General features: G+C 68.7%; 20 protein-coding genes. 13 read left to right on the forward strand and 7 right to left on the reverse strand.

What is annotated here, in order from left to right:
- The first annotated feature begins 67 nt into the window (after nt 1-67).
- The 4 genes from MRBLWO13_RS07420 to MRBLWO13_RS07435 are packed head-to-tail and all read left to right on the forward strand — an operon-like array spanning nt 68 to nt 3764.
- Nucleotides 68-814, forward strand: a complete 747-nt coding sequence (locus MRBLWO13_RS07420) for a copper homeostasis protein CutC (protein WP_341977516.1) — start codon at nt 68-70, stop codon at nt 812-814.
- 45 nt (nt 815-859) lie between these two features.
- Nucleotides 860-1714 carry an alpha/beta fold hydrolase gene (locus MRBLWO13_RS07425; protein WP_341978319.1) on the forward strand — a complete coding sequence of 285 codons (855 nt, stop codon included), beginning with the start codon at nt 860-862 and terminating at the stop codon, nt 1712-1714.
- Nucleotides 1715-1749: 35 nt separating this feature from the next.
- Nucleotides 1750-2799, forward strand: a complete 1050-nt coding sequence (locus tag MRBLWO13_RS07430; RefSeq protein ID WP_341977518.1) for a lipoate--protein ligase family protein — start codon at nt 1750-1752, stop codon at nt 2797-2799.
- On the forward strand, nt 2796-3764 hold the full coding sequence (locus MRBLWO13_RS07435; protein WP_341977520.1) for a site-specific DNA-methyltransferase: 969 nt from the start codon (nt 2796-2798) through the stop codon (nt 3762-3764). Before MRBLWO13_RS07430 ends, MRBLWO13_RS07435 begins: the two co-directional genes overlap by 4 nt.
- Before the next feature lie 22 nt (nt 3765-3786).
- On the opposite strand, the gene MRBLWO13_RS07440 is transcribed toward MRBLWO13_RS07435, so the two are convergent.
- The 4 genes from MRBLWO13_RS07440 to MRBLWO13_RS07455 form a co-directional block, all read right to left on the reverse strand.
- Nucleotides 3787-4263: a DUF3237 domain-containing protein gene (locus tag MRBLWO13_RS07440; protein ID WP_341977522.1), complete on the reverse strand. Its 477-nt coding sequence runs from the start codon at nt 4261-4263 to the stop codon at nt 3787-3789.
- A complete protein-coding gene (locus MRBLWO13_RS07445) occupies nt 4260-4748 on the reverse strand; it encodes a MarR family transcriptional regulator (protein ID WP_341977524.1) in 489 nt (162 codons plus the stop codon). Before MRBLWO13_RS07445 ends, MRBLWO13_RS07440 begins: the two co-directional genes overlap by 4 nt.
- A complete protein-coding gene (locus MRBLWO13_RS07450; RefSeq protein ID WP_341977525.1) occupies nt 4745-5989 on the reverse strand; it encodes a flavin-dependent oxidoreductase in 1245 nt (414 codons plus the stop codon). Before MRBLWO13_RS07450 ends, MRBLWO13_RS07445 begins: the two co-directional genes overlap by 4 nt.
- Before the next feature lie 84 nt (nt 5990-6073).
- Nucleotides 6074-6754: a helix-turn-helix domain-containing protein gene (locus MRBLWO13_RS07455; RefSeq protein ID WP_341977527.1), complete on the reverse strand. Its 681-nt coding sequence runs from the start codon at nt 6752-6754 to the stop codon at nt 6074-6076.
- 163 nt (nt 6755-6917) lie between these two features.
- Here MRBLWO13_RS07455 and MRBLWO13_RS07460 point away from each other — a divergent pair, with 163 nt between their 5' ends.
- From MRBLWO13_RS07460 to MRBLWO13_RS07480, 5 genes are read left to right on the forward strand one after another with little or no spacing between them, the layout of a single operon-like run.
- Nucleotides 6918-8594 carry an amidohydrolase gene (locus MRBLWO13_RS07460; protein WP_341977529.1) on the forward strand — a complete coding sequence of 559 codons (1677 nt, stop codon included), beginning with the start codon at nt 6918-6920 and terminating at the stop codon, nt 8592-8594.
- Nucleotides 8594-10237 carry an ABC transporter substrate-binding protein gene (locus MRBLWO13_RS07465; protein ID WP_341977531.1) on the forward strand — a complete coding sequence of 548 codons (1644 nt, stop codon included), beginning with the start codon at nt 8594-8596 and terminating at the stop codon, nt 10235-10237. Before MRBLWO13_RS07460 ends, MRBLWO13_RS07465 begins: the two co-directional genes overlap by 1 nt.
- The gene (locus tag MRBLWO13_RS07470; RefSeq protein ID WP_341977532.1) at nt 10234-11190 is read left to right on the forward strand and encodes an ABC transporter permease; all 957 of its coding nucleotides are present in this window, start codon (nt 10234-10236) and stop codon (nt 11188-11190) included. Before MRBLWO13_RS07465 ends, MRBLWO13_RS07470 begins: the two co-directional genes overlap by 4 nt.
- Nucleotides 11187-12053, forward strand: a complete 867-nt coding sequence (locus MRBLWO13_RS07475; protein ID WP_341977534.1) for an ABC transporter permease — start codon at nt 11187-11189, stop codon at nt 12051-12053. The genes MRBLWO13_RS07470 and MRBLWO13_RS07475 overlap by 4 nt, the downstream gene beginning before the upstream one ends.
- Nucleotides 12050-13660, forward strand: a complete 1611-nt coding sequence (locus MRBLWO13_RS07480) for an ABC transporter ATP-binding protein (RefSeq protein WP_341977536.1) — start codon at nt 12050-12052, stop codon at nt 13658-13660. Before MRBLWO13_RS07475 ends, MRBLWO13_RS07480 begins: the two co-directional genes overlap by 4 nt.
- A gap of 30 nt (nt 13661-13690) precedes the next feature.
- Here MRBLWO13_RS07480 and MRBLWO13_RS07485 read toward each other — a convergent pair whose 3' ends face one another.
- Nucleotides 13691-14263 carry a helix-turn-helix domain-containing protein gene (locus MRBLWO13_RS07485; protein WP_341977538.1) on the reverse strand — a complete coding sequence of 191 codons (573 nt, stop codon included), beginning with the start codon at nt 14261-14263 and terminating at the stop codon, nt 13691-13693.
- A 177-nt stretch (nt 14264-14440) separates the two neighbouring features.
- On the opposite strand from MRBLWO13_RS07485, the gene MRBLWO13_RS07490 reads away from it, so the two are divergent.
- Genes MRBLWO13_RS07490 through MRBLWO13_RS07505 form a run of 4 tightly spaced genes read left to right on the forward strand, consistent with a single transcriptional unit; the run spans nt 14441 to nt 20272 of the window.
- Nucleotides 14441-15751: an MFS transporter gene (locus MRBLWO13_RS07490; RefSeq protein ID WP_341977540.1), complete on the forward strand. Its 1311-nt coding sequence runs from the start codon at nt 14441-14443 to the stop codon at nt 15749-15751.
- Entirely contained in the window at nt 15751-17256 is a 1506-nt protein-coding gene (locus MRBLWO13_RS07495) for a carboxylesterase family protein (RefSeq protein WP_341977542.1), read from the forward strand. The genes MRBLWO13_RS07490 and MRBLWO13_RS07495 overlap by 1 nt, the downstream gene beginning before the upstream one ends.
- A complete protein-coding gene (locus MRBLWO13_RS07500) occupies nt 17253-18041 on the forward strand; it encodes a phosphatase PAP2 family protein (protein WP_341977544.1) in 789 nt (262 codons plus the stop codon). Before MRBLWO13_RS07495 ends, MRBLWO13_RS07500 begins: the two co-directional genes overlap by 4 nt.
- Complete coding sequence (locus tag MRBLWO13_RS07505) at nt 18038-20272, forward strand: glycoside hydrolase family 3 C-terminal domain-containing protein (protein WP_341977546.1); 2235 nt, start codon at nt 18038-18040, stop codon at nt 20270-20272. The genes MRBLWO13_RS07500 and MRBLWO13_RS07505 overlap by 4 nt, the downstream gene beginning before the upstream one ends.
- Nucleotides 20273-20452: 180 nt before the next feature.
- On the opposite strand, the gene MRBLWO13_RS07510 is transcribed toward MRBLWO13_RS07505, so the two are convergent.
- Nucleotides 20453-21838, reverse strand: coding sequence for an aspartate aminotransferase family protein (locus tag MRBLWO13_RS07510; protein ID WP_341977548.1), 1386 nt, complete (start codon nt 21836-21838; stop codon nt 20453-20455).
- Nucleotides 21839-21865: 27 nt separating this feature from the next.
- Entirely contained in the window at nt 21866-23350 is a 1485-nt protein-coding gene (locus MRBLWO13_RS07515) for a CoA-acylating methylmalonate-semialdehyde dehydrogenase (protein ID WP_341977550.1), read from the reverse strand.
- Nucleotides 23351-23439 lie beyond the last annotated feature (89 nt).

Here is a 23439-nt window from a genome sequence, read left to right on the forward strand (position 1 = left end):
GTTAGTCTATCTAATCTTCTTCGGGAGGGAAGGGCTGATGCGGGGGACGGCGGCAGCCCGGGGCAGAATGGATGTCGTGACTCGAACGCTCGCCCTGGAAATCGCCGTGCAGGACCCCCCCGGAATGCGCATCGCCCGGGAGGTCGGCGCCGCGCGCGTCGAACTCGCTCAGGCCCTCGCCCTCGGCGGGCTCACCCCCTCGCCGGCGACGCTGGAGCTCACCCTCGAGGCTGCGGGCCCGGCCGGTCCCGAAGTGCACGTGCTGATCCGTCCGCGCGCCGGCGGCTTCCACTACGACGCCGACGAACTCGCCATCGCCGAGCGCGACGTCCGCTGGGCCGTCGGAGCGGGCGCTGCCGGTGTCGTGATCGGCGCGCTCGACGACGCGGGGCGCCTCGACATCGACGCGATGACGCGACTGCGCGATGCAGGCGGCGGAGCATCCGTCACCCTGCACCGTGCCATCGACGTCACCGCCGACCCGCTCGCGACCCTGGTGGCCGCGCGCGATCTCGGGCTCCGCCGCGTGCTCACGTCGGGGGGAGCCTCGGCCGCGATCGACGGCATCGACACGCTCCGCGCCCTCGTCGCCGAGGCCTCGGGGCAGATCGAGATCATGGCCGGCAGCGGGGTGGATGCTGCGACCGCTCCCGTGCTCGCAGCGATCGGTGTCGATGCTCTGCACTTCTCCGCGAAGCGCGCCGTGGTCGAAACGGGCGGCGTGCGGATGGGATCGGCCTCGGACGGCGTCGGCGGCTACGAGGTCACCGATCGGGACACCGCGTTCGCCGTGCTCACCGCGCTCGGGCGCTGACTCACTCTGCACGACGAGGGCGCCCGTGGGTAGGGTGGGGGCGTGATGGATACGCGTGAGTTCACTGATGCTGACGGCATCGCCATCGTCTACGACGTGCATCCCGCACAGGGCACGCCGCGAGGAGTCGTGCAGCTGCTGCACGGTGTCGGCGAGCATGCGGGTCGCTATCCGGCGCTGATCGCCGCACTCAACGCTGCGGGATTCACCGTCTACGCGGACGATCATCGAGGGCACGGGCGCACGGGCATCCGTCAGCACGACGGGCCGGCGAAGCTGGGTCGGCTCGGCAAAGGCGGAATCCGCGCCGCGAAGGACGCGATCTGGCAGCTGACGCGCATCATCCGCACGGAGAACCCTGACCTGCCGCTCGTGCTGCTCGGACACTCGTGGGGTTCGTTCCTCGCTCAGATGCTGGTCAACGAGCATCCGGAGGCATGGGACGCCGTCATCCTGTCCGGATCCGCACTGCGGACGCCGACGATGATGAACCCGGCACCGCTGAACGCGCGCTGGGCGGGACCTGAGGCGACCGGCTTCGAGTGGCTCTCGACAGATCCGGAGGTGTGGCGCGCATTCGACGAGGATCCGCTCACCACCGACGTGCCGCTGCTGAAGCTCTTCGGTCCGGTGGAAGCGGCGAAGCTCTACGGCCGCCCGGCGAAGGACCTCGGCCGGGACATCCCGCTGCTGCTCATGGTCGGCCGGGACGACCCGGTGGGCGGGCCGCGCAGTGTGCACAAGCTCGCCGAGGAATACCGCACGCGCTCGGGGTTGACCGACGTGACGACGTTGGTCTATCCCGACGCGCGGCATGAGATCTTCAATGAAGTGCAGCAGGCCGAAGTGCGTGCCGACGTGCTCTCCTGGCTGAACAAGCACATTCCGCCTCGGGATTGAGCGCAGCTCGACGGGCCGCGGCTTAAGCTGGATCCGTGCACGGTGAATACAAGGTTCCTGGCGGAAAGCTCGTCGTCGTCGACCTCGAAGTCGAGAACGGGGCGATCGCCCGGTTCCGCCTCGCGGGTGACTTCTTCCTCGAGCCCGACACCGCACTCGAGGACATCAATGCCGCGGTGACCGGGCTGCCGGTGGAGACGGACGCCACGGCCATCGCTGCCGCCGTGCGGCAGGCTCTTCCTCAAGGCGCACAGCTGCTCGGGTTCACCCCGGATGCCGTCGGCACCGCCGTGCGCCGCGCTCTCGTGACCGCGCCGGGCTGGCGCGACTTCGACTGGGAGATCGTGCACGACAAGGCGGTCTCGCCGCGCATGAACCTCGCTCTCGACGAGGTGCTCACCGCGCGCGTCGGTGAAGGGCGCCGACGCCCGACCCTGCGGATCTGGGAGTGGGACGAATCGGCCGTCGTCATCGGATCGTTCCAGTCGTACCGCAACGAGGTCGACCCCGAAGGTGCTGCGCGGCACGGCTTCGACGTCGTGCGCCGCATCTCCGGCGGCGGCGCGATGCTGATGGCCGCAGGGCAGATCATCACGTACTCGTTGTACGTGCCGGCCTCGCTCGTGCAGGGCATGACCTTCGCCGACTCCTATGCGTTCCTCGACGACTGGGTGCTGCAGGCGCTGCGCTCGCTCGGCATCGACGCCGTCTATCAGCCGCTCAACGACATCGCGTCGCCCTCGGGAAAGATCGGCGGAGCAGCCCAGAAGCGCCTCGCCAACGGGGGAGTGCTGCACCACGCCACGCTGTCGTACGACATCGACGGTCAGACGATGACCGAGGTGCTGCGCATCGGCCGCGAGAAGCTCAGCGACAAGGGCACGACATCGGCGGCGAAGCGCGTCGACCCGCTGCGGAGCCAGACCGGACTCAGCCGCGCCGAGATCATCGAGCGGTTCAAGGACACCTTCCGCTCTCTCACCGATGCCGAGGACGGCGCGGTCGCGCCGGACGAGCTCGCCGCCGCCGAAGCCCTCGTGGAGTCGAAGTTCGCCACCGAGGCGTGGCTGCAGCGGGTGCCGTGACGCCTTCGATCCCCGAGCCCGTCGAAGGGCCCGCGGTCGGGTCCGTCTCAATCCTCGAAGGCGACAACCTCGCCGCCGCTCGAGGCCTGCCATCGGCATCCTTCACCCTCGTCTACCTCGATCCGCCGTTCAACACCGGGCGTACGCAGGAGCGGCAAGTGGTCACCGCCCGGCGCACGTTCACAACTCAGGAAGAACCTGCCGAACCGGGCGCAGACACTGCCGAAACGACCGGGGTCGAGCCGAATCTCCTGAATTACGAACCGCAGTCGGCCGCGAGCGAGGTGCGACACGGCTTCCACGGCCATGCCTACGAGCGGGTGCGCGGGATGCTGCGCACCTATGACGACCGCTTCGACGACTACGGCGCGTTCCTCATGCCGCGGCTGGAGGAGGCCTGGCGGCTGCTGGCGGACGACGGCACGCTGTACCTGCACCTCGACTACCGCGAGGCGCACTACGCCAAGGTGATGCTCGACGCGGTCTTCGGCAGGGAGTGCTTCCTCAACGAGCTCATCTGGGCCTACGACTACGGTGCGAAGTCGCGCCGCCGCTGGCCGACGAAGCATGACACGATCCTGGTCTACGTGAAGAATCCGCGGGAGTACGTGTTCAACTCCGACGATGTCGATCGCGAGCCGTACATGGCCCCCGGCCTGGTCACCGCCGAGAAGGCGGCGCGAGGGAAGCTGCCGACCGATGTCTGGTGGCACACCATCGTGCCGACGACCGGTCGCGAGAAGACCGGCTATCCGACGCAGAAGCCCGAGGGCATCCTGCGCCGGATCGTGCGGGCGTCCAGTCGGCCAGGCGACCGCGTCCTCGACCTCTTCGCCGGCAGCGGCACCACCGGGGCTGTGGCCTCGGCGTTGGGCCGCGATGCCGTGCTCGTCGACGACAACCCCGAGGCGATCCGCGTGATGCGCGAGCGGATGCCGCATGCAGAGGTGACCGGGATCGCCTGAGCGAAGCCGACACGGCGGCGGGTCAGTCCACTCGATAGGCGCGGTACCGCACGGCCTTCGCCTGCCGTTGGGCCGCAGCGACGAACAGTGAGCGCTGCAGATCGGCCAGGTGCGTGGCCGCGGTCTCGATCTGCACCGTCGTGCGGAAGACATACTCGCGAGGGTCGACGTCCTCACCCCGGCGCAGGCGATCCAGCACTTCGGGAGGCCCGGTACGCAGGCCGCGGGCATGCAGCAGAAGATGATCACCGGATGCCGTGCGCGCCGTGTACCGGCTGTCGATCTCGATGGTGCCGTCGGGGCGGATGAGCTGCCAGTCGGCCCCGCCGGCGAGGATCTCCGCATCCACCGCACCGGAGATCTGGCCGCCGAGGATCGGCACGACGCGTCGTGAGCCCGCGCTGGTGGAATGGTGGTCCTCGATCGGGCCCAGCTCGACGGTGACGTCGAACGCGGATTCCAGTGTTGGAACGGGCAGCAGGGTGTGCGGGGTGCTCATGGCGAGGTCTCCTCCGGAGCTGTCGGTGCATCGGATGCCGCGGCATCTGCTTCGCTGAGAACCGCGCTCAGCCGCTCCAGCACGGGCAGTGCGTCCGCGAGGATGGCGCGCTCACCGGCGTTGAGCATGCTGCTCGCCTGCGTGAGGATGGCGGCGCTCGCGGCATCGAAACGCGCGAACAGGTCGAGGGCGCGATCCGAAGCCTGGACGAGGACGCGGCGGCCGTCGGACGGATCGGAGGTGCGCTCGACGAGGCGTGCGGCTTCCATCGTGCCGAGCAGATTGCTCACCGTCGGACGGCTGAGCCGCAGCTGCGCGGCGATCTCGGCCGGCCCCCGTGCGGTGCCTCGCGGGAGCGCGCGGATGACGTCGATCTGCGCATCGGGCAGCTCCGGAAGCCGGGCCGCGGCGCGGGTCGCCGCGAGCAGAGCTCGGCGCAGCGGGGAGATGACCGCGGCAAGGCGCGCGGCGTCGAACGCGGTCATCGGGCCGGGGTGAGCGACGGGCGCTCATTCAGGATGGTCGGCAGGAAACCGGCGGCGGTCTTGTAGTCGGCGGCGATCCGTTCGCGCTCGGAGAGCGGGATGATGTCGTCGATGTCGCCGAAGCCCTGTGGAGCACGCTCGTGCGCCAGTTGCATGACCCGCTCCGGACCGGTCGCCCTGGTGCCGGCCAGGAGCGCGGTCATCCGTGGGCGGCGGGCAGCTTCGTAGCGGGCGAGGCCTTCGTCGATCGTGTCGGCGGTGGCCAGGTGGAAGGCGAGCGTACGTGCGTCGAGGATCGCCTGTGAGCCGCCGTTCGAGCCGTTCGGGTACATCGCGTGCGCGGCATCCCCGAGCAGAGTCGTTCGGCCGAATGTCCAGTGCGGCAGAGGGTCGCGATCGACCATCGGATACTCGAGCATCTCGTCCGCCGCCGCGATCGTGGCCGGCACATCGAGCCAGTCGAAGCTCCAGTCGCGGAACAGCTCAGCGATCGGTGCGGGGTCGACGGCTCGATTCCAGTCGGCGTCGCCGGAGCCGCCGACTCGGCGCTCGGCGATGAAGTTCACCAGCATCCGCCCGGTGGGATCCGCCGCGGACAGCGGGTACGCGACGAACTTCTGCTCGCCGTCGCCGGCCATGATCATCGTGCGCCCGTCGAGGAAAGCCGGGATCCGGCTGACCCCGCGCCATAGTGTGAGACCGCTCCATGGCGGGGCGCCCTCGGCCGGGTAGCGTGCAGCGCGGAGCGCGGAGTGGATGCCATCGGCGCCGATGATCAGATCGGCGGTGGCGTCGACGTCGCCGGCATCGGTCGAGAAGCGCGCGGTTTCGGAGCCGTCCGAATTCGAGGCGACGCCGATGAGGCGATGCCCGAGACGGATCGGCTCGGCGAGGCGCGCTTCGGCGAGGTCGCGCAGTGCCAGCTGCAGCCGCCCGCGGTGCACCGAGAGCTGCGGCCAGTGGTACCCGGCCGCGAGGCCGCGCGGCTCGCTCCAGATCGGCTGACCATGGCGGTTGAAGTAGCTGAGCGTGGCCGGCGCGACGCCGAGGTCGGCGATGGTGTCCGCGAGGCCCAGCTCGGTCAGTTCTCGAACGGCATGGGGGAGCAGGTTGATCCCGACGCCAAGGCCGCGGATGGCGGCGCTGCGTTCATACACGGTGACGTCTGTGAGTCCGGCTTCGTGCAGGCTGATCGCCGCGGCGAGTCCGCCGATGCCCGCGCCGACGATGATGATCTTCATCGATCTCTCCCTCTGAGACTCTCTTTCGAGTCACCGGGGTAGTTTTGCAACAAAACTAGTTTTGCGCAAGGGGCCGATCGCGACTCAGTTGCCGGATGCCGTGCGCCGCGCCGAGTCGATGACGAGGTCGACTCCGCGGAGGAACAGATCACGGTCCTGCAGCTCGGACAGCATCAGCGAGTGCTGGGCGATCAGCGGGAACCGACGAGGATCGGCCAGGAGCGGGGCATCCACCCAGGGGTCGCCTTCGTCGGTCTCGCTCGGGTGCTCGGCCCGTGCTCGCGCGATTCCGGCGGCGAGCGAGAGCACGTGAGAGGCGAGAAGGGCGTAGTGCTGCACGAGTTCCGCGCCGTCGAGTCCCGCATGTCGGAAGGCGTCGAGCATGAGCTCGATCGCGGCCAGCTCTCCGGAACCGTGGGTGGTGAGACTCATCGCCTCTGCGCCGATCGCCGGATGCTGGATGTACAGGTCGAGCGTCGAGATGGAGAGCTCGCGCAGGCGCTCCGCCCAATCCTCGGCCGGCGCGTGAACGGCTGCGGCCGCACGGCCGTTGAGTTCGTCGAGGAGCGCGCCCATCAGGGCATCCTTGCTCTGGAAATGGCGGTAGATGGCGGTCGGGTCGGCTCGCAGTCTGGCGCCGAGATCGCGGACCGAGATCGTGGTGACGCCCGGTGTGCTCGCAAGCTCCAAGCCGGCCTCCACGATGAGCGCGCGATCCAGCCGAGCCCGTTTCGGGGTCTGTTCGTGATCGGACACCGCAGGCATGGGCGCCTCCTTTCGTTCGCTTCATCATGTCAGCAGGTGGGCCGCCGGCGTCGAAGAGCGCTCCTTCGAACCTAGGTGCTGTCATTGCTGTGGTCAACAGTGTTGACAATGCCTTGCGAGCCGATTAGCGTGAGCGAAATCACTTCAGAGAAGAGGGAGAGCGATGGCGCTCGAGATCGTGTTTCAGGGCGGTGCGGTGTTCACCGGCACCGGCGAGCCGCTCACCGGCCTGGCCGTGGTGGTCCGCGACGGGCGCATCGCCGCCGTCGTGCCCGAGTCGGCCGTCGAGGGGATCGTCTCGCCGGATGCCGCGCGGATCGACCTGCGGGGCGCTCTGCTCAGCCCCGGTTTCCAGGACGCGCACATTCACCCGGTCGGCGGCGGCATCGAGCTCCTGCAGTGCAACCTCACCGACGCCGAGGATGCCGAGCAGACCGCGGCCATCATCCGCGCGTATGCGGAGGCGAACCCCGATGAGGAGTGGATCCTCGGCGGCGGCTGGGGCATGGACCACTTCCCCGGCGGCAACCCGTCACGCGGCATCCTGGACGAGGCGGCCGGCGGCCGCAAGGTGCTTCTGCAGAGCAGGGACCACCACAGCACGTGGGCGAGCACCGCGGCGATCGAGTACGCCGGCATCACCGCTGAGACGCCGGATCCGGAAGACGGCCGTGTCGTGCGCGAGGCCGATGGCTACCCGGCTGGCACCTTCCACGAGGGAGCTGGCGACCTCTTCGAGGATGTGCGCCCGAAGACCTCACCGGAGCTCGCCTACCGGGGGTTGCTCCGTGCCCAGGACGACCTCATCGCCCTCGGGATCACGGGATGGCAGGATGCCATGGTCGGATCCAGCGTCGCCGGAATCGCCGATCCTCTCACCGCCTACGAGCGAGCGGCCGATGAAGGGACCCTGAAGGTCCATGTCGTCGGTGCTCAGTGGTGGGTGCGCGATCGCGGGATCGAGCAGGTCGAGCACATGGTCGCCCGTCGTGCGCGTATCGAGGCCAGGCATCCGGACCGGCGCCTCGATCTCGCATCGACCAAGATCATGGTCGACGGTGTCGCCGAGAACCAGACCGCCGCGATGCTCACTCCCTACCGTGACGACGCCGGTCACGACACCTGCAACCACGGTCTCAGCTTCATCGACCCAGCCAGGCTGCGCGACTACGTCACGGCGCTGGATGCCGCCGGCCAGCAGGTGCACATGCACGCCCTCGGTGACCGCGCCGTCCGCGAGGCACTGGATGCCCTGCAGGAGGCGCGCGACGGCAACGGCGCGATCGACGGGCGCCACCACCTGGCGCATCTGCAGATCGTCGCCGAAGAGGACATCCCTCGATTTGCCGAGCTCGGTGCGATCGCCAACATCCAGGCGCTGTGGGCAACCCACGAGGACCAGCTCGACGAGCTCACCCTGCCGTTCCTGCAGGACGGGCAGGAAGCCAGGCAGTACCCGTTCGGGGACTTCGCCCGCGCGGGCGTGCGGTTCGCGGCCGGCAGCGACTGGCCGGTCTCCACCGCCGACCCGATCGCCGCGATCCACATCGCGGTGAACCGGGCCTACCCGGAATCCGAGCAGCCGCCGCTGGGTGGAGCGCATCAGTGCCTGGATCTGGCGACCGCGCTCGCCGCCTACACCTCCGGCAGCGCCTACGTGAACCGGCGTGACGACGACACCGGCAGTATCCGCGAGGGATACCTCGCGAACCTCGTCGTGCTCGATCCGAACCCGTTCGACGTTCCGGCATCCGAGCTGTACCGCACCAGGGTCACGTCGACCTGGATCGAGGGGCAGCCCGTCTACACCGCGGAAACCACCACCAGCAGGGAGTCCTGATGAACCGCACGTTCCTCCGCGGCAGCGTCGCCGCAACCGCCGGTATCCTCTCCATCGCGGCCCTCGTCGCCTGCAGCTCCGCTGCATCGAACGGCGCAGGCTCCGACGAGTCCGTCGAGTGGGAGATCACCGCGACGACGGCCGCGCCGAGCGGTGATATCGACTCCTTCACGTTCGCCAGCTACGCCGAGCCGTACTCGCTCGACTACGCCTACGCCTTCGACTATCCGGACAACTCGGTGCTCGCCAACGTCTGCGAGTCGTTGCTGAGGCTGAACCCGGACTACTCGCTCAGCCCAGGCCTCGCGGAGTCGTTCGCTCACCCTGATCCGATGACCTGGGTGTACACGATCCGAGAGGGCGTCACCTTCCATGACGGATCGCCGCTGACCGCGGCCGACGCCGTCGCATCGATGAACAGGCACCTCGATCCCGAGGTCGGATCGTTCTGGTACTCGGTCTACCAGAACGTCGCATCCATCGTGCAGACCGGCGACCGCGAAGTGACCGTGACGATGACCGGGCCGGACGCGCAGTTCAACCTCGGCATGGGCGGGTCTGCGGGCGTCATCGAATCGGCGGCCACTCTCGCCGAGAAGGGCGCCGATTACGGCAACTCCACCGGCGGTGTGAACTGCACAGGGCCGTTCGCGCTCGACCGCTGGGAGTCCGGCGAGTCGATCACCCTCACCCGCAACGACGACTACTGGGATGAAGACCTCAAGGCGCGCTCCGGTGAGGTCGAGTTCGTCTTCATCAACGACGCCACGGCGCGGGTCAACGCGCTCAAGTCCGGCAGCGTCGACGGCTCCTGGATGCTGCCGATGGAGGCGGTGCCCACCCTGCAGGCCGCGGGCAAGGGCGACGTGCTGTTCGGTCTGAACACGGCCGTCGGATCCGTCGTGGTGAGTGATCTCGAGGGTCCGCTCGGCGATGTGCGCGTGCGCAAGGCGCTGCTGCTCGCGATGGACCGGGACGGCATCCTCCAGGCCGCTCTGCGCGGAATCGGTGAGCGGACCGACGTGATGACCACGGAATCCGTCTGGCAGGAGGCATCCGATTCCGCTCGAACGGCGGCCTTCGATGACGTCGCCGATTACGAACAGAACCTCGAGGAGGCGAAGAAGCTGATCGCCGAGGCCGGTGCGGAGGGCGCGGAGCTGACATACGTCACGGCGCCCATCAGCAACGACTTCTCCGTCATCTCGCAGGCCACCGCTGCTGCGGCGAAGTCGATCGGCCTGAACGTCACGGTCGAGACGGTCACCCCGAGCGCCTACTCGACGCTGTTCTCCGATCCCAGCGCACGCGAAGGCGTGGACCTGTTCTACACGAGCTGGTATCTCTCCAGCCCGGATGCGCTGGAGATGTACTCGGTGCTGCGAACCGGCGACTTCAGCAACTACGGCAACTGGTCCGATCCTGAATTCGATGCCCTCGTCAACGAAGCAGCGACGATCGACGACCCGGTCGCGCGCGGCGCGTTGACGGCGAAGGCGCAGCAGATCGCGAACGAGCAGCTGCCCTGGCTGCCGCTGTTCGAAGCGCCGATCTCGCTGTATCTCGGTGAGCGCATCACGGGCGTCCAGCCCTCCGTCGCCTTCCTCTACTACCCCTGGGCAGCAACGATCGGCGCCCGATGACAGCCACCCGCCGTGTCGCCGGGAAGCTCGGGGGGCTGCTGCTGACGCTGTTCCTGGCGTCGCTGCTCGTCTTCTTCTCGCGCTTCCTGGTGCCCGGCGACCCGATCCGGTTCCTGCTCCGCGGGCGCAAGCCCACCGCCGAGGCCGTGGCGGAGGTCACCGCGCAATACGGTCTCGATCTGTCGCCGGGCGAGCAGTACCTGCGCTGGATCCTGGGGGTGCTGCAGGGCGACTTCGGTCGTTCGCTGCAGTACCGCCAGGATGTCACCGCCGTGATCGGGGATCGGCTTCCGGTGACGTTGATGCTGGTCGCGATGGCGGGTGCGATCATCGTGGTGGTCGGTCTCCTCCTCGGCGCGGTCGCTGCCTTGAACCGCGGAAGGGCGGCGGACCGGGCCATCCTGATCGGACTCACCGTGCTCGGTGCGATCCCGTCGTTCGTCGGTGCGATCGTGCTCATCGCGATCTTCTCGGTGCAGCTGGGCTGGTTTCCGTCCTTCGGCTCCGGCGACGGTTTCTTCGACATGGTCCGCCACCTCACGTTGCCGTCGATCGCGTTGGCGATCGTCTTCATCGTGCTCGTCGCCAAAGTGACCAGGTCGGCGATGGTCGACCAGTCGAGCCGCGAGCATGTCGAGGTCTCCACGAGTCGCGGAGTCGGCCGCTGGGCCGTGGTGCGCAGGCACATTCTGCGCAATGCGCTCGGTCCGATCCTCACCGTGGGCGGAGTGCTCGTCGCCGGACTCATCGTCGCCAGTTCCATCGTCGAGGCGGCCTTCGGTCTGTCCGGGATCGGGTCGCTCCTGGTGCAGTCCGTCGATCGGCTCGACTTCCCCGTGGTGCAGGCGATCGTCTTGCTCGTCGTCGGCGTCTTCGTCGTGATGAACGCCATCGTCGACGTTCTCGAACCCTGGATCGACCCGCGATCCGCTGCCGGAACAGGTGCCAGATGACATCTTCGACCCCTACGCTCGCCATGCGGGTGCTGCGCGCGCCCAGAAAGCGGCGTCCGCGAGTCCTGTACCTCGGCAGCGTCGTCGTGCTCGCGCTGGTCGCGCTCGCTGCGATCTTCGCGCCGCTGCTCGCCCCCTACGATCCGGATGCCGTCGATTTCACGTCCTTCCTGGCACCGCCGTCTGCGGTGCACTGGCTCGGGACGGATGCTCTCGGCCGCGACGTGCTCAGCCGGATCATCCACGGCGGACGCACCGCGCTGATCGGCCCGCTGCTGGTCGTCGTCTTCTCCACCGTCATCGGCATCCTGCTGGGCCTGTGGGCAGGGTGGCGCGGCGGCTGGGTGGATGCGGCCCTCAGTCGAGTGTTCGACGTCCTGTTCGCATTCCCCTCGCTGCTCATCGCGATCATGGCCGTCGCCCTGTTCGGCAAGGGGCTCGTCGCGCCGATCATCGCGATGAGCATCGCTTACGCGCCGTTCGTCGCCCGGCTCACGCGGTCGCTGGTGGCAGCAGAGCGCACGCGGCCGTATGTCTCGGCGTACCGTGTGCAGGGCTTCGGCGGCGGCTGGATCGCTGTGCGCAGAGTGCTCCCGAACGTGACACCGATCGTCGGCGCCCAGTCGACGCTGAACTTCGGGTACGTGCTCGCCGAACTGGCAGGGCTCTCGTTCCTCGGCCTGGGCGTGCAGGCACCGACCGCCGACTGGGGCGCGATGATCAACGAGGCTCAGTCCGGTGTGGCGGCGGGTCACTTCCTGCCGGCCATCGCGCCGGCCGTCATGGTCGTCATCGTGGTGGTGGCGGTCAACATCATCGGCGAAGAGCTCTCCGATCGCATCGGTGGGGAGACCCCGGCATGAACGTTCTCGAAATCGACTCCCTGACGCTCGATCTGCCGAGCGGGGCGCGGCTGCTGCACGGCATCAGCCTGGCTGTCGCCGCGGGCGAGACCGTCGGCCTGGTCGGCGAGTCCGGGTCGGGCAAGTCGCTCACGGCGCGAGCCGTGCTCGGACTCCTGCCCGACCGCGCGAGCGTCGGCGGCACCGTCACGGTCGATGGGCGGTCACCGCTCCGGGATGCCGATTCCCGCCGCGAGGTCCGTCGGCGCAGCGCGGCGATGGTGTTCCAGGACCCGAGGGCCGGCATCAACCCGATGCGCACCATCGGCGATCACGTCACCGAGGCGTTGCGGCTCTGCGAAGGGTGGGACCGGGCGCGGGCGCGCGAGCGCGCTCTCGAACTGCTGACCGACGTGCGGCTTCCCGCTCCCGCGGATCATCTCGCGCAGCATCCGCACGAACTGTCCGGAGGGATGCTGCAGCGCGTGATGATCGCCGGTGCCCTGACGGCCTCGCCGAAGCTGCTCGTCTGCGATGAGCCGACCACCGCCCTCGACGTCACCACGCAGGCCGAGATCGTGGCGGTGCTGCGCCAGCTGTGCGCGGAGCGAGGGATGGGGATGCTGTTCATCACCCACGACCTGAACCTGGCCGGGGCGCTGTGCGATCGTCTCGTCGTCATGAAGGACGGCGCCGTGGTCGAGACGGGCAGCGCCCGCGACGTCCTCACGGCCCCTGCTGCCGAGTACACGCGGCAACTGGTCCTGGCCACGCCGAAGCTCACCGGGGGAAGCACGGCCGCGGCCCCGGACGTCGTCGCGGCCGAGCCGATGCTGTCGGTCTCCGCCGTCACGAAGACCTATCACCCGCGCGGCCGAAGCGCCGTCACGGCGGTCGCCGAGGCCGACCTGGTGGTACCGCGTGGCGGCGCCCTCGCGGTCGTCGGAGAATCGGGTTCCGGGAAGTCCACGCTCGCACGGATGATCGTCGGTCTGGAATCACCCGACAGCGGTGAGATCCGGATCGGCGGACGAACCATCGGCGCTGCGGACCGCTCCGCGGCCGCTCGACTGGCCAGGGCGAAGAGCGTGCAGATGGTGTTCCAGGATCCGTACCTGTCGCTCGATCCGAGGATCCAGGCAGGACGGGCGATCGAAGACGTTCTGCGTCTGCACGCCGGTCTCTCCGGGGCGGCGGCGCGGTCGCGGGCCACGGAGCTGCTGACCGCCGTCGGCCTCGGCGAGGAGCATCTCACCGCGGGGCCGCGCACGCTATCGGGCGGGCAGCGACAGCGAGTCGCCATCGCGAGGGCGCTCGCCGTGGAGCCCGAGCTGCTGGTGATGGATGAGGCCACCAGTGCACTGGACGTCTCGGTGCAGGCGCAGGTGCTCGATCTCGTCGCCGGCATCCGTCGCGCCCAAGGCCTGACGCTGCTGTTCATCAGCCACGACCTCGCCGTGGTGCGCAAGGTCTGCGAGCAGACGATCGTGATGCGCCGGGGCGAGATCGTGGAGGCGGGGCCGACGGAGCAGATCCTCAACGCTCCGCAGCACGACTACACGCGCCTGCTGATCGCATCGGTGCCGGTTCCGATCGAATCCGGATCATCCGCCGGCGGATCTCGCTAGGCGAGGTGACGCTCGTCGATCAGTGCGCCGTCAGGATGCCGGTCGCAGCAGGGCGATGAACTGCTCGATCTCCGCGGCCATGTCGATCGAGGGGTCGAGCATCCAGGCGGACTGCAACCCGTCTGCGAGTGCGTGCACCGAGCGGACGATCCACGCCGGATCGAGATCGTCCCGGATCAACCCGGCCTCCTGATCCTGGGCGACCTGCGCGCGGGTGGCCGACTCCACGAGCGCAGTGCGCTCACGGAAGTATGCGTGCGCGGGGTGCGCGGGGTCACCGGCTTCGGCGGCGAGCTGTGCATACAGCTGCACGAGTCCTGGCACGGCGGAGTTGTGGCGGACGACGGAGAGCAGGGTCTCGATCGCGTCGTCGGTGCCGTAAGTGCGAACGTCTCGTTCGTCTCTGGCACGGAGGATGGCGATGAAGAGCTCTTCCTTGCTCTCGAAGTAGTGCAGGAGGCCGGCGGGGCTCAGACCTACCGCTTCCGCGATCTCGCGTACTGATGCGCCGCGGTATCCGCGGGTCGCGATCACGTCGAGCGCCGCCTCGAGGATCTCCTCGCGTTTCGCGATTCCCTTCGCGTACACGGCTCGTCCTGACATGGCCTCAGCGTATCCGCCCACGCCGATCGGAAGAAACCGAACGTCATTCTGTTTCCCTCTTGCGCCGGACCGCGGGTCCTGCCATCCTGATTACCGAACGACGTTTGGTTTTTGAGCTTCGGCCCCGATCCGAGGCTCGTCCTACCCCGTGAACCGTGCTCAAAGAGGAGCAGAACCATGACAATGCAATCCACGCCCGACCCGGCCGCAGATCTGGCGCCCACCGGGACCATCTCCACGGATGCTCCCGCTCCCGGCGAAGCCGCAGCCAGCCCGCCCGCCACGAAACGGCTGCTGCCGAGCCTGCTGATCGCCTCGCTCACGCTGTTCGCCACCTACGGCGGACTCATCGCGATCCTGCTCCCGTCGCAGGTCGCGATGATCGACGAGGCGAACAAGGTGCAGAACCTCGCCATCGTGACGACGATCTCGTTCGTCTTCACCCTGTTCGCGCAGCCGCTCGCCGGCGCGTTCAGCGACCGCACGCGCTCACGTTTCGGCCGCCGGGCACCCTGGATGGTGATGGGAGCCGTCGTCGGCGCCATCTTCCTTTTCGGCCTCGGATCCCTCACCGACCTCCTGTGGATCACCGTGTTCTGGGTCATCATCCAGGTGGCGCTGAACTTCTTCCAGGCCCCGCTGACCACGATCACCGCCGACCGGTTCCCGCGCTCCAAGCGCGGCGGAGCCAGTGCCATGATGGGCCTGGGCACGCAGCTCGGCATGACCGTCGGGATCATGCTCGCGGCCGGTCTTGCCGCCCAGGTGGGGGTCGGCTACTCGGTCTTCGGTGTCGCGGTGCTCGTCGTGACGGTGCTGTTCGTCGTCGTCAATCGCGACTGGTCATCGAAGGATGCCGCCGTCGACGGCTTCCGCTGGGGCGCGTTCTTCCGGGGTTTCTGGATCAGCCCGCGCCGCCATCCCGATTTCGCCTGGGCGTTCGGTGCGCGCTTCCTGCTGATCCTCGGATACTTCGTCGTCACGACGTACCAGTTGTACCTGCTCACCGACTACATCGGCATGTCCCTGACCGAGGCGCAGGGCGCTGTCGTCACGTTGACCCTCGTCGCACTCGTACCCACGCTGCTCGCCATCGCCGTCTCCGGCTGGTGGAGTGACAAGGTCGGACGCCGCAAGGTGTTCATCTACGCGGCATCCCTCGTGATGGTCGCCGGGCTCGCCATGCCGCTGCTGATGCCGGACATGACCGGGATGATCGCCATGAGCATCATCAACGGGATCGGATTCGGCCTGTACATGGCCGTTGATGCCGCGCTGATGACCGAGGTGCTGCCGAGTGAAGGCACGTCGGCGGGCAAGGATCTCGGCATCCTGAACATCGCGACGAACATCCCGCAGGCGATGAGCCCGGCGATCGCCGCCGTGATCATCACCTCGTTCGGCGGGTATCCGATGCTGTTCGTCTTCGGGATCGTGTTCGTGATCCTCGCCGCCATCGCCACCGCGCCGATCAGAGGAGTGCGCTGATGACCGCCATCGACCAGAAGAATGCTGTGATGACCGAATACGTCGAGGTGGAGACGGCAGCCGGGCGGGTGCGCGGATGCTGGAGACCGACGACAGGGGGCAGAGGCAGGCCGCGCTCGGCCGCCTTCCTCGGCATCCCGTTCGCCGAGCCGCCGGTCGGAGCGCTGCGATTCCAGGCTCCGGTGCCGAAGGCGCCGTGGGACGGGGTGCTCGATGCGCTGGGGTTCGGGGCGACCGCCCAACGCGGCGATCCCGGTGTGACGCTCATTCCCGAGCCGTCCGTTCCAGGGGAGTCGACGCTCAACGTCAACGTCTTCACGCCCGATCCCACGGCATCCGGGCTCCCGGTGCTGGTCTGGATCCACGGTGGCGGGTTCTTCGCGGGGTCGCCGGCGAGCGAGTGGTACGACGGGCGCAACTTCAATCGCGACGGCGTCGTCACCGTCACGCTGTCGTATCGGCTGGGCTTCGACGGATTCGGCTGGATCGAGGATGCGCCGTCGAATCGCGGTGTGCGGGACTGGCTGCTCGCCCTGGAGTGGGTGCAGCAGAACATCGCGGCGTTCGGAGGAGACCCGGGCCGCGTCACGATCGCCGGGCAGTCCGCCGGCGGTGGGGCGGTGCTCACGCTGCTGGGCATGGAGAAGGCGCAGCACCTCTTCCACGGCGTGTACGCGATCTCCGGGGCGCTCGCCGATGTGGCTCGGCCGCGGGCCGAAGCGTTCGGGCGCGTGCTCGCCGCGGATGCCGGTGTCGAGCCGACGATCGCCGGGTTCGGGACGGTGCCGGAGGAACGGCTCCTGGAGCTGCAGAAGAAGGCGACGCAGCTCGGGCCGGACTCGTTGACCTCGATGATCGAGGAGGGCCTCGCCCTCGGCCCATCCGTCGACGGTGATCTCCTGCCCAGGTCGACGCGGGAGGCGCTGCGTGCCGGCATCGGTGCCGATAAGCCCCTCGTACTCGGCGCGACCGATGACGAGTTCACGATGGCGCTGTCGGCGGCTCCGAAGATCCTGCGCTGGGTGCCGAAGTCGTTGCTGCTGAAGAAGCTCGGCATGCCGAAAGCGGCGATGCGGGCCTATCTCGCCGCGAACGCCGACGTCGTGGCCAAGGGCTCCGTACGCATCGCCGGTCGCTATCTCACCGATCGCATGTTCCGTGCTCCACTCGTGAACATTGCGGCTGATCGCGCCGAGGCGCCCACGTGGCTGTACCGATTCTCGTGGCCCTCCGGCACCTTCGGATTCGCCGAGCACTGCCTCGATGTGCCCTTCTTCTTCGACTGCCTCGACGGACCGGCCATGGAGCCGCTCGCCGGCCCCAACCCCCCGCAAGCGCTCGCCGACGAGGTGCACTCGGCCGCCGTCGCGTTCATCGTCACGGGCGTTCCCGGCTGGGAGCGACACCAGGAGGACCGCGGAATCGTGCGGGTGTACGACACGCAGACACGGGACGTCGTGGATGCCTATGCCTCGGTCCGTCCGCTGCGGGGATTCGCATCGTGACGGCCGTCGCCCCGGCGGAGGCCGTGCCGGCGCGCCATCACGCTGTGCGGCCGCGCCCGATGCTCTGGACCGCCCTCGGCCTGCTCGTCGCGTTCCTCCTGCTGGCCGTCGGCGTGCTCGCCGCTCCGGAGTCCCCCTGGACGCAGGCAGTGGACGATGCCTGGCGACGATTCGCCGGGGTGGACCCGGCATCGTCTCTTCCCGGAACGGCGTGGGCGCAACTCTTCCAGCACCTCGGACAGCTGCCCGGCGCCGTGTTGATGATGCTTCTGCTGCCGCTGGTGCTCGTCGCGGTCGGACGCTGGCGCTCCGCGTTGTTCGTCATCGCGGTGCAACTCGCAGGTCCCGGGCTGCTGTCGCAACTCACGAAGAATCTGGTCGACCGTCCGCGACCCGCCGATGACGCAGCGGCGGGACTGTTCGGCCCGCTCGTCCCAGTCGACCACGGTTCGTTCCCGTCCGGGCACGCGGTCAGCATGGCGGTGATCATCGTCAGCGTGTTCGCGTTGATCCCGGCATCCGCCGTCTGGGCGCGTCGGATCTGGGCGGTGCTCGGTGCCTTCCTCGCCGTCGGAATGGTGTGGCAGCGAACCCTCATCAACGCGCACTGGTTGAGCGACGCCGGTGCCGGACTGATCGGTGGCGCGGGCGTGGCGCTGCTGCTCTGGTGGGCGTTCTGGCCCCAACTGGCGCAGGATCATCGCCGGCCCGTGTGGTTCCTGCCGCACGGCCGCTCCTCGATCCCCGTGGCGACTCCCGAATCCCAAGAAAAGGTGAACCGATGACCACTCCTGAAAACCTCAGCCTCGAACAGAAGGCATCCCTGACCAGCGGCGCCGACTTCTGGACGACGAAGGCGATCGACAGCGCCGGCGTGCCCTCCCTCATGCTCACCGATGGCCCGCACGGGTTGCGGAAGCAGGCGGAGGCCAGCGATCACCTCGGTCTCAACGCGTCGGTCCCCGCGACATGCTTCCCGCCGGCGGCGGCACTCGGTTCGACCTTCGATCCGGAGCTCGCCGAACGCGTCGGCGTCGCGCTCGGCATCGAGTCCGCGATCGAGGATGTCGCCGTCATCCTGGGCCCTGGCATCAACATCAAGCGGTCTCCGCTGTGCGGCCGCAACTTCGAGTACGTCTCCGAGGACCCGCTCCTGTCGGGTGGAATCGGAGCCGGTCTCGTCCGCGGCATCCAGTCGCAGGGGGTCGGATCCTCGCTCAAGCATTTCGCCGCAAACAATCAGGAGGACGACCGGATGCGCTCGTCCAGCGATGTCGATCCGCGCACACTCCGCGAGATCTATCTGCGCGGGTTCGAGCGCGTCGTCAAGGACGCCCAGCCGTGGACCGTGATGTGCTCGTACAACCGCATCAACGGGGTCTACGCCTCCGAGGACCCGTGGCTTCTCACCCAGGTGCTGCGCGACGAGTGGGGCTTCGACGGCCTCGTCGTGTCGGATTGGGGTGCCGTCGAGGACCGCGTCGCCGCTCTCGCCGCCGGACTCGATCTGGAGATGCCGTACAGCGGCGGCGAGACGGATGCCGAGATCGTCGCCGCCGTCCGCGGCGGCCGGCTCGCCGAGGACGTGTTGGACACGGCGGCGCAGCGCGTACTCGACCTGGTCGCGAAGGCGCAGGAGCGTCCGCCGGTCCCGGGCCCGCTCGACGTCGACGCGCACCATGCGCTCGCGCGAGAGGTCGCCGGACGCTCGATCGTGCTGCTGAAGAATGAGGGCGCTCTGCTGCCGCTGGCATCCGAGGTCTCCGTCGCTGTGATCGGCGAGTTCGCACGCACCCCGCGCTACCAGGGCGGCGGGTCCTCGCACATCAATCCGACCAGGATCGACACCGCGCTCGATGCGTTCCGCGATGTCGCGGGGAACCGGGTCGCGTTCGCGCCGGGGTTCACGTTCAATGGGGCGGATGCCGAGGCGCTGCGTGATGAGGCCGTGGTGCTCGCCGCGCAACGGGACGTCGTCGTGCTGTTCCTGGGGCTGCCGGATGCAGAGGAGTCGGAGGGTTTCGACCGCGCGCATCTCGACCTGCCAGCGGTGCAGCGCGAACTGGTGGACGCGGTCGTCGCGGTGAACCCGCGCACGATCGTCGTGCTCTCCAACGGTGCGGTCGTGACGCTGCCGTTCGCCGAGAAGGTCCCCGCGATCGTGGAGGCGTGGCTGCTCGGACAAGCGGGCGGATCGGCGACGGTCGACGTGCTCACGGGTGCGGTGAACCCCTCTGGTCGCCTCGCCGAGACCATCCCGCACCGTCTGGAGGACACTCCGGCCTTCGGCAGCTTCCCCGGTTCGTTCGGGCACGTCCGCTACTCCGAGGGCATCTTCGTCGGATACCGCTGGTACGACGCGCGCCGCATGGAGGTGGCGTTCCCGTTCGGGCACGGTCTGTCGTACACGACGTTCTCGTACGGTGAGCCCACCGCAGCGGTGAACGCCGACGGCGACATCGTCGTGTCGCTCGCCGTGGCGAACACCGGGAGCCGCGACGGCCGCGAGGTCGTGCAGGTCTATGTCGCCCCCGAGGCGTCGAACGTCGAGCGCGCCCCGCGCGAACTCAAGGCCTTCGCCTCGGTCGAGGTCCCTGCGGGGTCGCGGCGGGAGGTCGAACTGGTCGTCCGTCGCGAGGACCTCGCGTACTGGGACATCCGCGTCGATCGCTTCGTCGTCGAGGGCGGCTCTTATCGGGTCGAGGTCGCAGCATCCAGCCGCGATATCCGGGGCACGGCCTTCGTCGAGGTCGGCGGCGACGAGGTCCGCCTTCCGCTGACCGCTCACTCGTCGATCACCGAGGTGCTCGCGCACCCGGTCGTCGGTCCGGTCGTCGCCCAGCAGCTCGCGGCGATGCGGGAGCAGGCGGACGGCGCGATGGATGCCGGGATCATGGGCGACGAGGCCATCATGAAGATGATGGCGTCATTCCCGATCGGCCGGATGGCCGGCTTCCCCGGGATGGGCATCGACCGCGCACAGGTCGATCAGCTCATCGCCGCAGCCAACGCCTGACTCGGGACTCTCGCGGGCGGATGCCCCGCGTCGAGAGGAGTCGCACATGGTCGCCCTGCGTCTGCAGAAGCGACCATGTGCGGCCCTCGCGGCGCAGGAGGTGTCGCACATGGTCGTCTCGAGTGCCAGGAGGCGACCATGTGCGACCCCTCGCCGTGGTCCGAGGGCGGAGAGGGGTCGTCAGCCCCGCACGTAGCCGTCGGCGACGGTGAGCGCCTCGTCGAGCACACGCAGGCCGCGTACGAGGTCGTCTTCGGAGATCACCAGGGGAGGAGCGACGTGCATCCGGTTGAAGTGCGTGAACGGCCACACGCCGCCCCGCTTCGCCGCCGCGGCGAACTCGGTCATCGGTGCCGCATCCGCTCCGCTCGCGTTGAACGGCACCAGCGGCTCGCGGGTCTCGCGGTCGCGCACGAGCTCGACGGCCCAGAACAGTCCGCGCCCTCGGACTTCGCCGACGCTGGGGTGCGTCTCCGCCCAGGCACGCAGCGTCGGTTCGACGATGCGGGTACCCAGATCGCGCACGCGCTCCAGGATGCCGTCGCGTTCGAACACCTCGAAGGTCGCGACGCCCGCGGCGCACGCCAGAGGATGCCCGGAATAGGTGAGTCCGCCAGGGAACGGCACCCGATCGAAGTGCGCCGCCACCTCTGCGGAGATGACGACACCGCCGAGCGGCACGTACCCGGAGTTCACACCCTTCGCGAAGGTGATCAGATCGGGCTTCGCGTCGAACGCGTCGATGCCGAACCACTCGCCGAGACGCCCGAAGCCCACCATGACCTCGTCGGCGATGTACAGGATGCCGTGGCGATCGCACAGCTCGCGGACGCCCTGCAGGTAGCCGGGCGGCGGCACCAGCACGCCGTTCGTGCCGACGACGGTCTCGATGATGATCGCCGCGATCGTCGCCGGGCCCTCCAGCAGGATCGTCTGCTCGAGGTGCTCCAGGGCGCGCTGCGACTCCTCTTCGATCGTCGAGGAGTGGAACGCCGACCGGTACAGGTACGGGCCGAAGAAGCGCACGGTCGCGATGTCGCTCGGGTCGTTCGCCCAGCGGCGCGGGTCGCCGGTCATCGAGATCGCGGTCGACGTCGAGCCGTGGTAGCTGCGGTACATCGACAGCACCTTGCGGCGGCCGGTCACCTGGCGCGCCATCCGCACCGCGTACTCGTTCGCCTCGGCGCCGCCGTTCGTGAAGAACACCTTCTCGAGACCGTCGGGAGCGACCGCGGCGATGCGCCGGGCGAGCTCGCCGCGCACGTCGTTCGCGAACGACGGCTGGATCGTCGCGAGTCGGCCGACCTGCTGCTGGATCGCGGAGACGAGATCCGGATGCTGGTGCCCGAGGTTCAGGTTCACCAGCTGGCTGGAGAAATCGAGGTAGGCGTTGCCGGCGTAATCCCAGAACGTGGCGCCTTCGCCGGCGGCGACGGGCATCGGGTCGATGAGCGCCTGGGCGCTCCAGGAGTGGAAGACGTGACCGCGGTCGTCCGCGCGGACCTGCGCCTCGGCATCCGGAGCGGGGAGGGTGTGGGCGGCGTTGTGCCGGTCGGTGAAGTTCATGCGTGACTCCTCAGAATCGGACGACGGTCAGTGGTTGCTCGGGAACCCGAGGTCGACCTGTGCGGACGTGTGGTCGGGCCAGCGGGTGGTGACGACCTTCGACCGGGTGTAGAAGTGCACCGATTCGGGACCGTAGATGTGCGAGTCTCCGAACAGCGAGTCCTTCCAGCCGCCGAAGGAGAACGCCCCGACCGGAACCGGGATCGGCACGTTCACGCCGACCATGCCCACCTCGATGTCGAATTCGAACTGACGAGCGGTGCCGCCGTCGCGGGTGAAGATCGCGGTGCCGTTGCCGTAGTTGTTGGCGTTGATCAGCGCGACCGCCTCCGCGTACGTCTCGACGCGGACGACGGAGAGAACCGGTCCGAAGATCTCGTCATCGTAGACCTTCATGCCGGGCTTCACGTCGTCGAGCAGACTCACGCCGATGAAGAACCCGTCTCCGGCGAACGACTTCCGGCTGCCGTCGACGACGACCGTGGCGCCCTCGGCCGCAGCACCGGTCACGTAGGAGGCGACCTTGTCGCGGTGCTCGCGGGTGATCAGCGGACCCATCTCGCTGGACGGGTCCGTGCCGGGACCGATCTGCAGCGTGGCGATGCGGTCGCGGATGCTCGCGACGAGGTCATCGGCGATGTCGCCGACGGCGACGAGCACCGAGACGGCCATGCAGCGCTCGCCGGCCGAGCCGTACGCGGCCGAGATCGCGGCTGCGGTGGCGCCGTCGATGTCGGCATCCGGCATCACGACCATGTGGTTCTTCGCGCCGCCGAGGGCCTGAACGCGCTTGCCGTTCGCCGAGGCGCGCTGGTAGATCGTGCGGGCGATCGGGGTGGAGCCGACGAAGCTGACGGCGGCGACGTCGGGTGCGTCGAGCAGCGCGTCGACCGCGACCTTGTCGCCGTGCACGACGTTCAGCACGCCGTCGGGGAGTCCTGCCTCCTGGAAAGCCTTGGCGAGCCAGACGGCGGCTGACGGGTCCTTCTCGCTGGGCTTCAGGATGACGGTGTTGCCGCAGGCGATCGCCGAGGCCACCATCCACAGCGGCACCATGACCGGGAAATTGAAGGGGGTGATCGCCGCGACGACGCCCACGGGCTGCTTGACGGAGTGCACGTCGACGCCGCGCGAGACCTGCTCGGCGCGCTCGCCCTTGAGCAGGTGCACGAGCCCGGCGGCGAACTCGACGTTCTCGATGCCGCGGGAGACCTCGCCGGCCGCGTCCGAGAGCACCTTGCCGTGCTCGTCGGTGACGATCGCCGCGAGCTCCGAGGTCCGATCGGCGAGAATCTGGCGCAGCCGGAAGAAGACGTCCGCGCGCTTGATGAGGCTCGATGAGCGCCAGCCCGGGAGCGCGGCCTTCGCGGCGGCGACGGCGGCGGCCACTTCGGCCTCGGAGGCGAATGCGACCTGTCGCTGCACCGCGCCGGTAGCCGGGTTGAAGATGTCGCCGGTGCGGGCGGCCTCGGCGGTCTCTGTGCCGTTGATGAGGTGGCGGACGATGCTCACGGATGGACTCCCAGGTGATGTGCGGCGGTCGAACACTCTGACCGGCGAGATGAACGTGCTTGCTTTCCATGTTTTCAGAGGGCAGGATC

The sequence above is a fragment of the Microbacterium sp. LWO13-1.2 genome (assembly GCF_038397725.1).
Taxonomy (GTDB): Bacteria; Actinomycetota; Actinomycetes; order Actinomycetales; family Microbacteriaceae; genus Microbacterium.

Excerpts from the sequence above, each read along its gene's own strand:
- MRBLWO13_RS07420 (WP_341977516.1), top strand. The coding sequence starts at position 68 with ATGGATGTCGTGACTCGAACGCTCGCCCTGGAAATCGCCGTGCAGGAC.
- MRBLWO13_RS07425 (WP_341978319.1), top strand. The coding sequence starts at position 860 with ATGGATACGCGTGAGTTCACTGATGCTGACGGCATCGCCATCGTCTAC.
- MRBLWO13_RS07440 (WP_341977522.1), bottom strand. The coding sequence starts at position 4,263 with ATGAGCACCCCGCACACCCTGCTGCCCGTTCCAACACTGGAATCCGCG.
- MRBLWO13_RS07445 (WP_341977524.1), bottom strand. The coding sequence starts at position 4,748 with ATGACCGCGTTCGACGCCGCGCGCCTTGCCGCGGTCATCTCCCCGCTG.
- MRBLWO13_RS07450 (WP_341977525.1), bottom strand. The coding sequence starts at position 5,989 with ATGAAGATCATCATCGTCGGCGCGGGCATCGGCGGACTCGCCGCGGCG.
- MRBLWO13_RS07455 (WP_341977527.1), bottom strand. The coding sequence starts at position 6,754 with ATGCCTGCGGTGTCCGATCACGAACAGACCCCGAAACGGGCTCGGCTG.
- MRBLWO13_RS07460 (WP_341977529.1), top strand. The coding sequence starts at position 6,918 with ATGGCGCTCGAGATCGTGTTTCAGGGCGGTGCGGTGTTCACCGGCACC.
- MRBLWO13_RS07465 (WP_341977531.1), top strand. The coding sequence starts at position 8,594 with ATGAACCGCACGTTCCTCCGCGGCAGCGTCGCCGCAACCGCCGGTATC.
- MRBLWO13_RS07470 (WP_341977532.1), top strand. The coding sequence starts at position 10,234 with ATGACAGCCACCCGCCGTGTCGCCGGGAAGCTCGGGGGGCTGCTGCTG.
- MRBLWO13_RS07475 (WP_341977534.1), top strand. The coding sequence starts at position 11,187 with ATGACATCTTCGACCCCTACGCTCGCCATGCGGGTGCTGCGCGCGCCC.
- MRBLWO13_RS07480 (WP_341977536.1), top strand. The coding sequence starts at position 12,050 with ATGAACGTTCTCGAAATCGACTCCCTGACGCTCGATCTGCCGAGCGGG.
- MRBLWO13_RS07485 (WP_341977538.1), bottom strand. The coding sequence starts at position 14,263 with ATGTCAGGACGAGCCGTGTACGCGAAGGGAATCGCGAAACGCGAGGAG.
- MRBLWO13_RS07490 (WP_341977540.1), top strand. The coding sequence starts at position 14,441 with ATGACAATGCAATCCACGCCCGACCCGGCCGCAGATCTGGCGCCCACC.
- MRBLWO13_RS07495 (WP_341977542.1), top strand. The coding sequence starts at position 15,751 with ATGACCGCCATCGACCAGAAGAATGCTGTGATGACCGAATACGTCGAG.
- MRBLWO13_RS07505 (WP_341977546.1), top strand. The coding sequence starts at position 18,038 with ATGACCACTCCTGAAAACCTCAGCCTCGAACAGAAGGCATCCCTGACC.
- MRBLWO13_RS07510 (WP_341977548.1), bottom strand. The coding sequence starts at position 21,838 with ATGAACTTCACCGACCGGCACAACGCCGCCCACACCCTCCCCGCTCCG.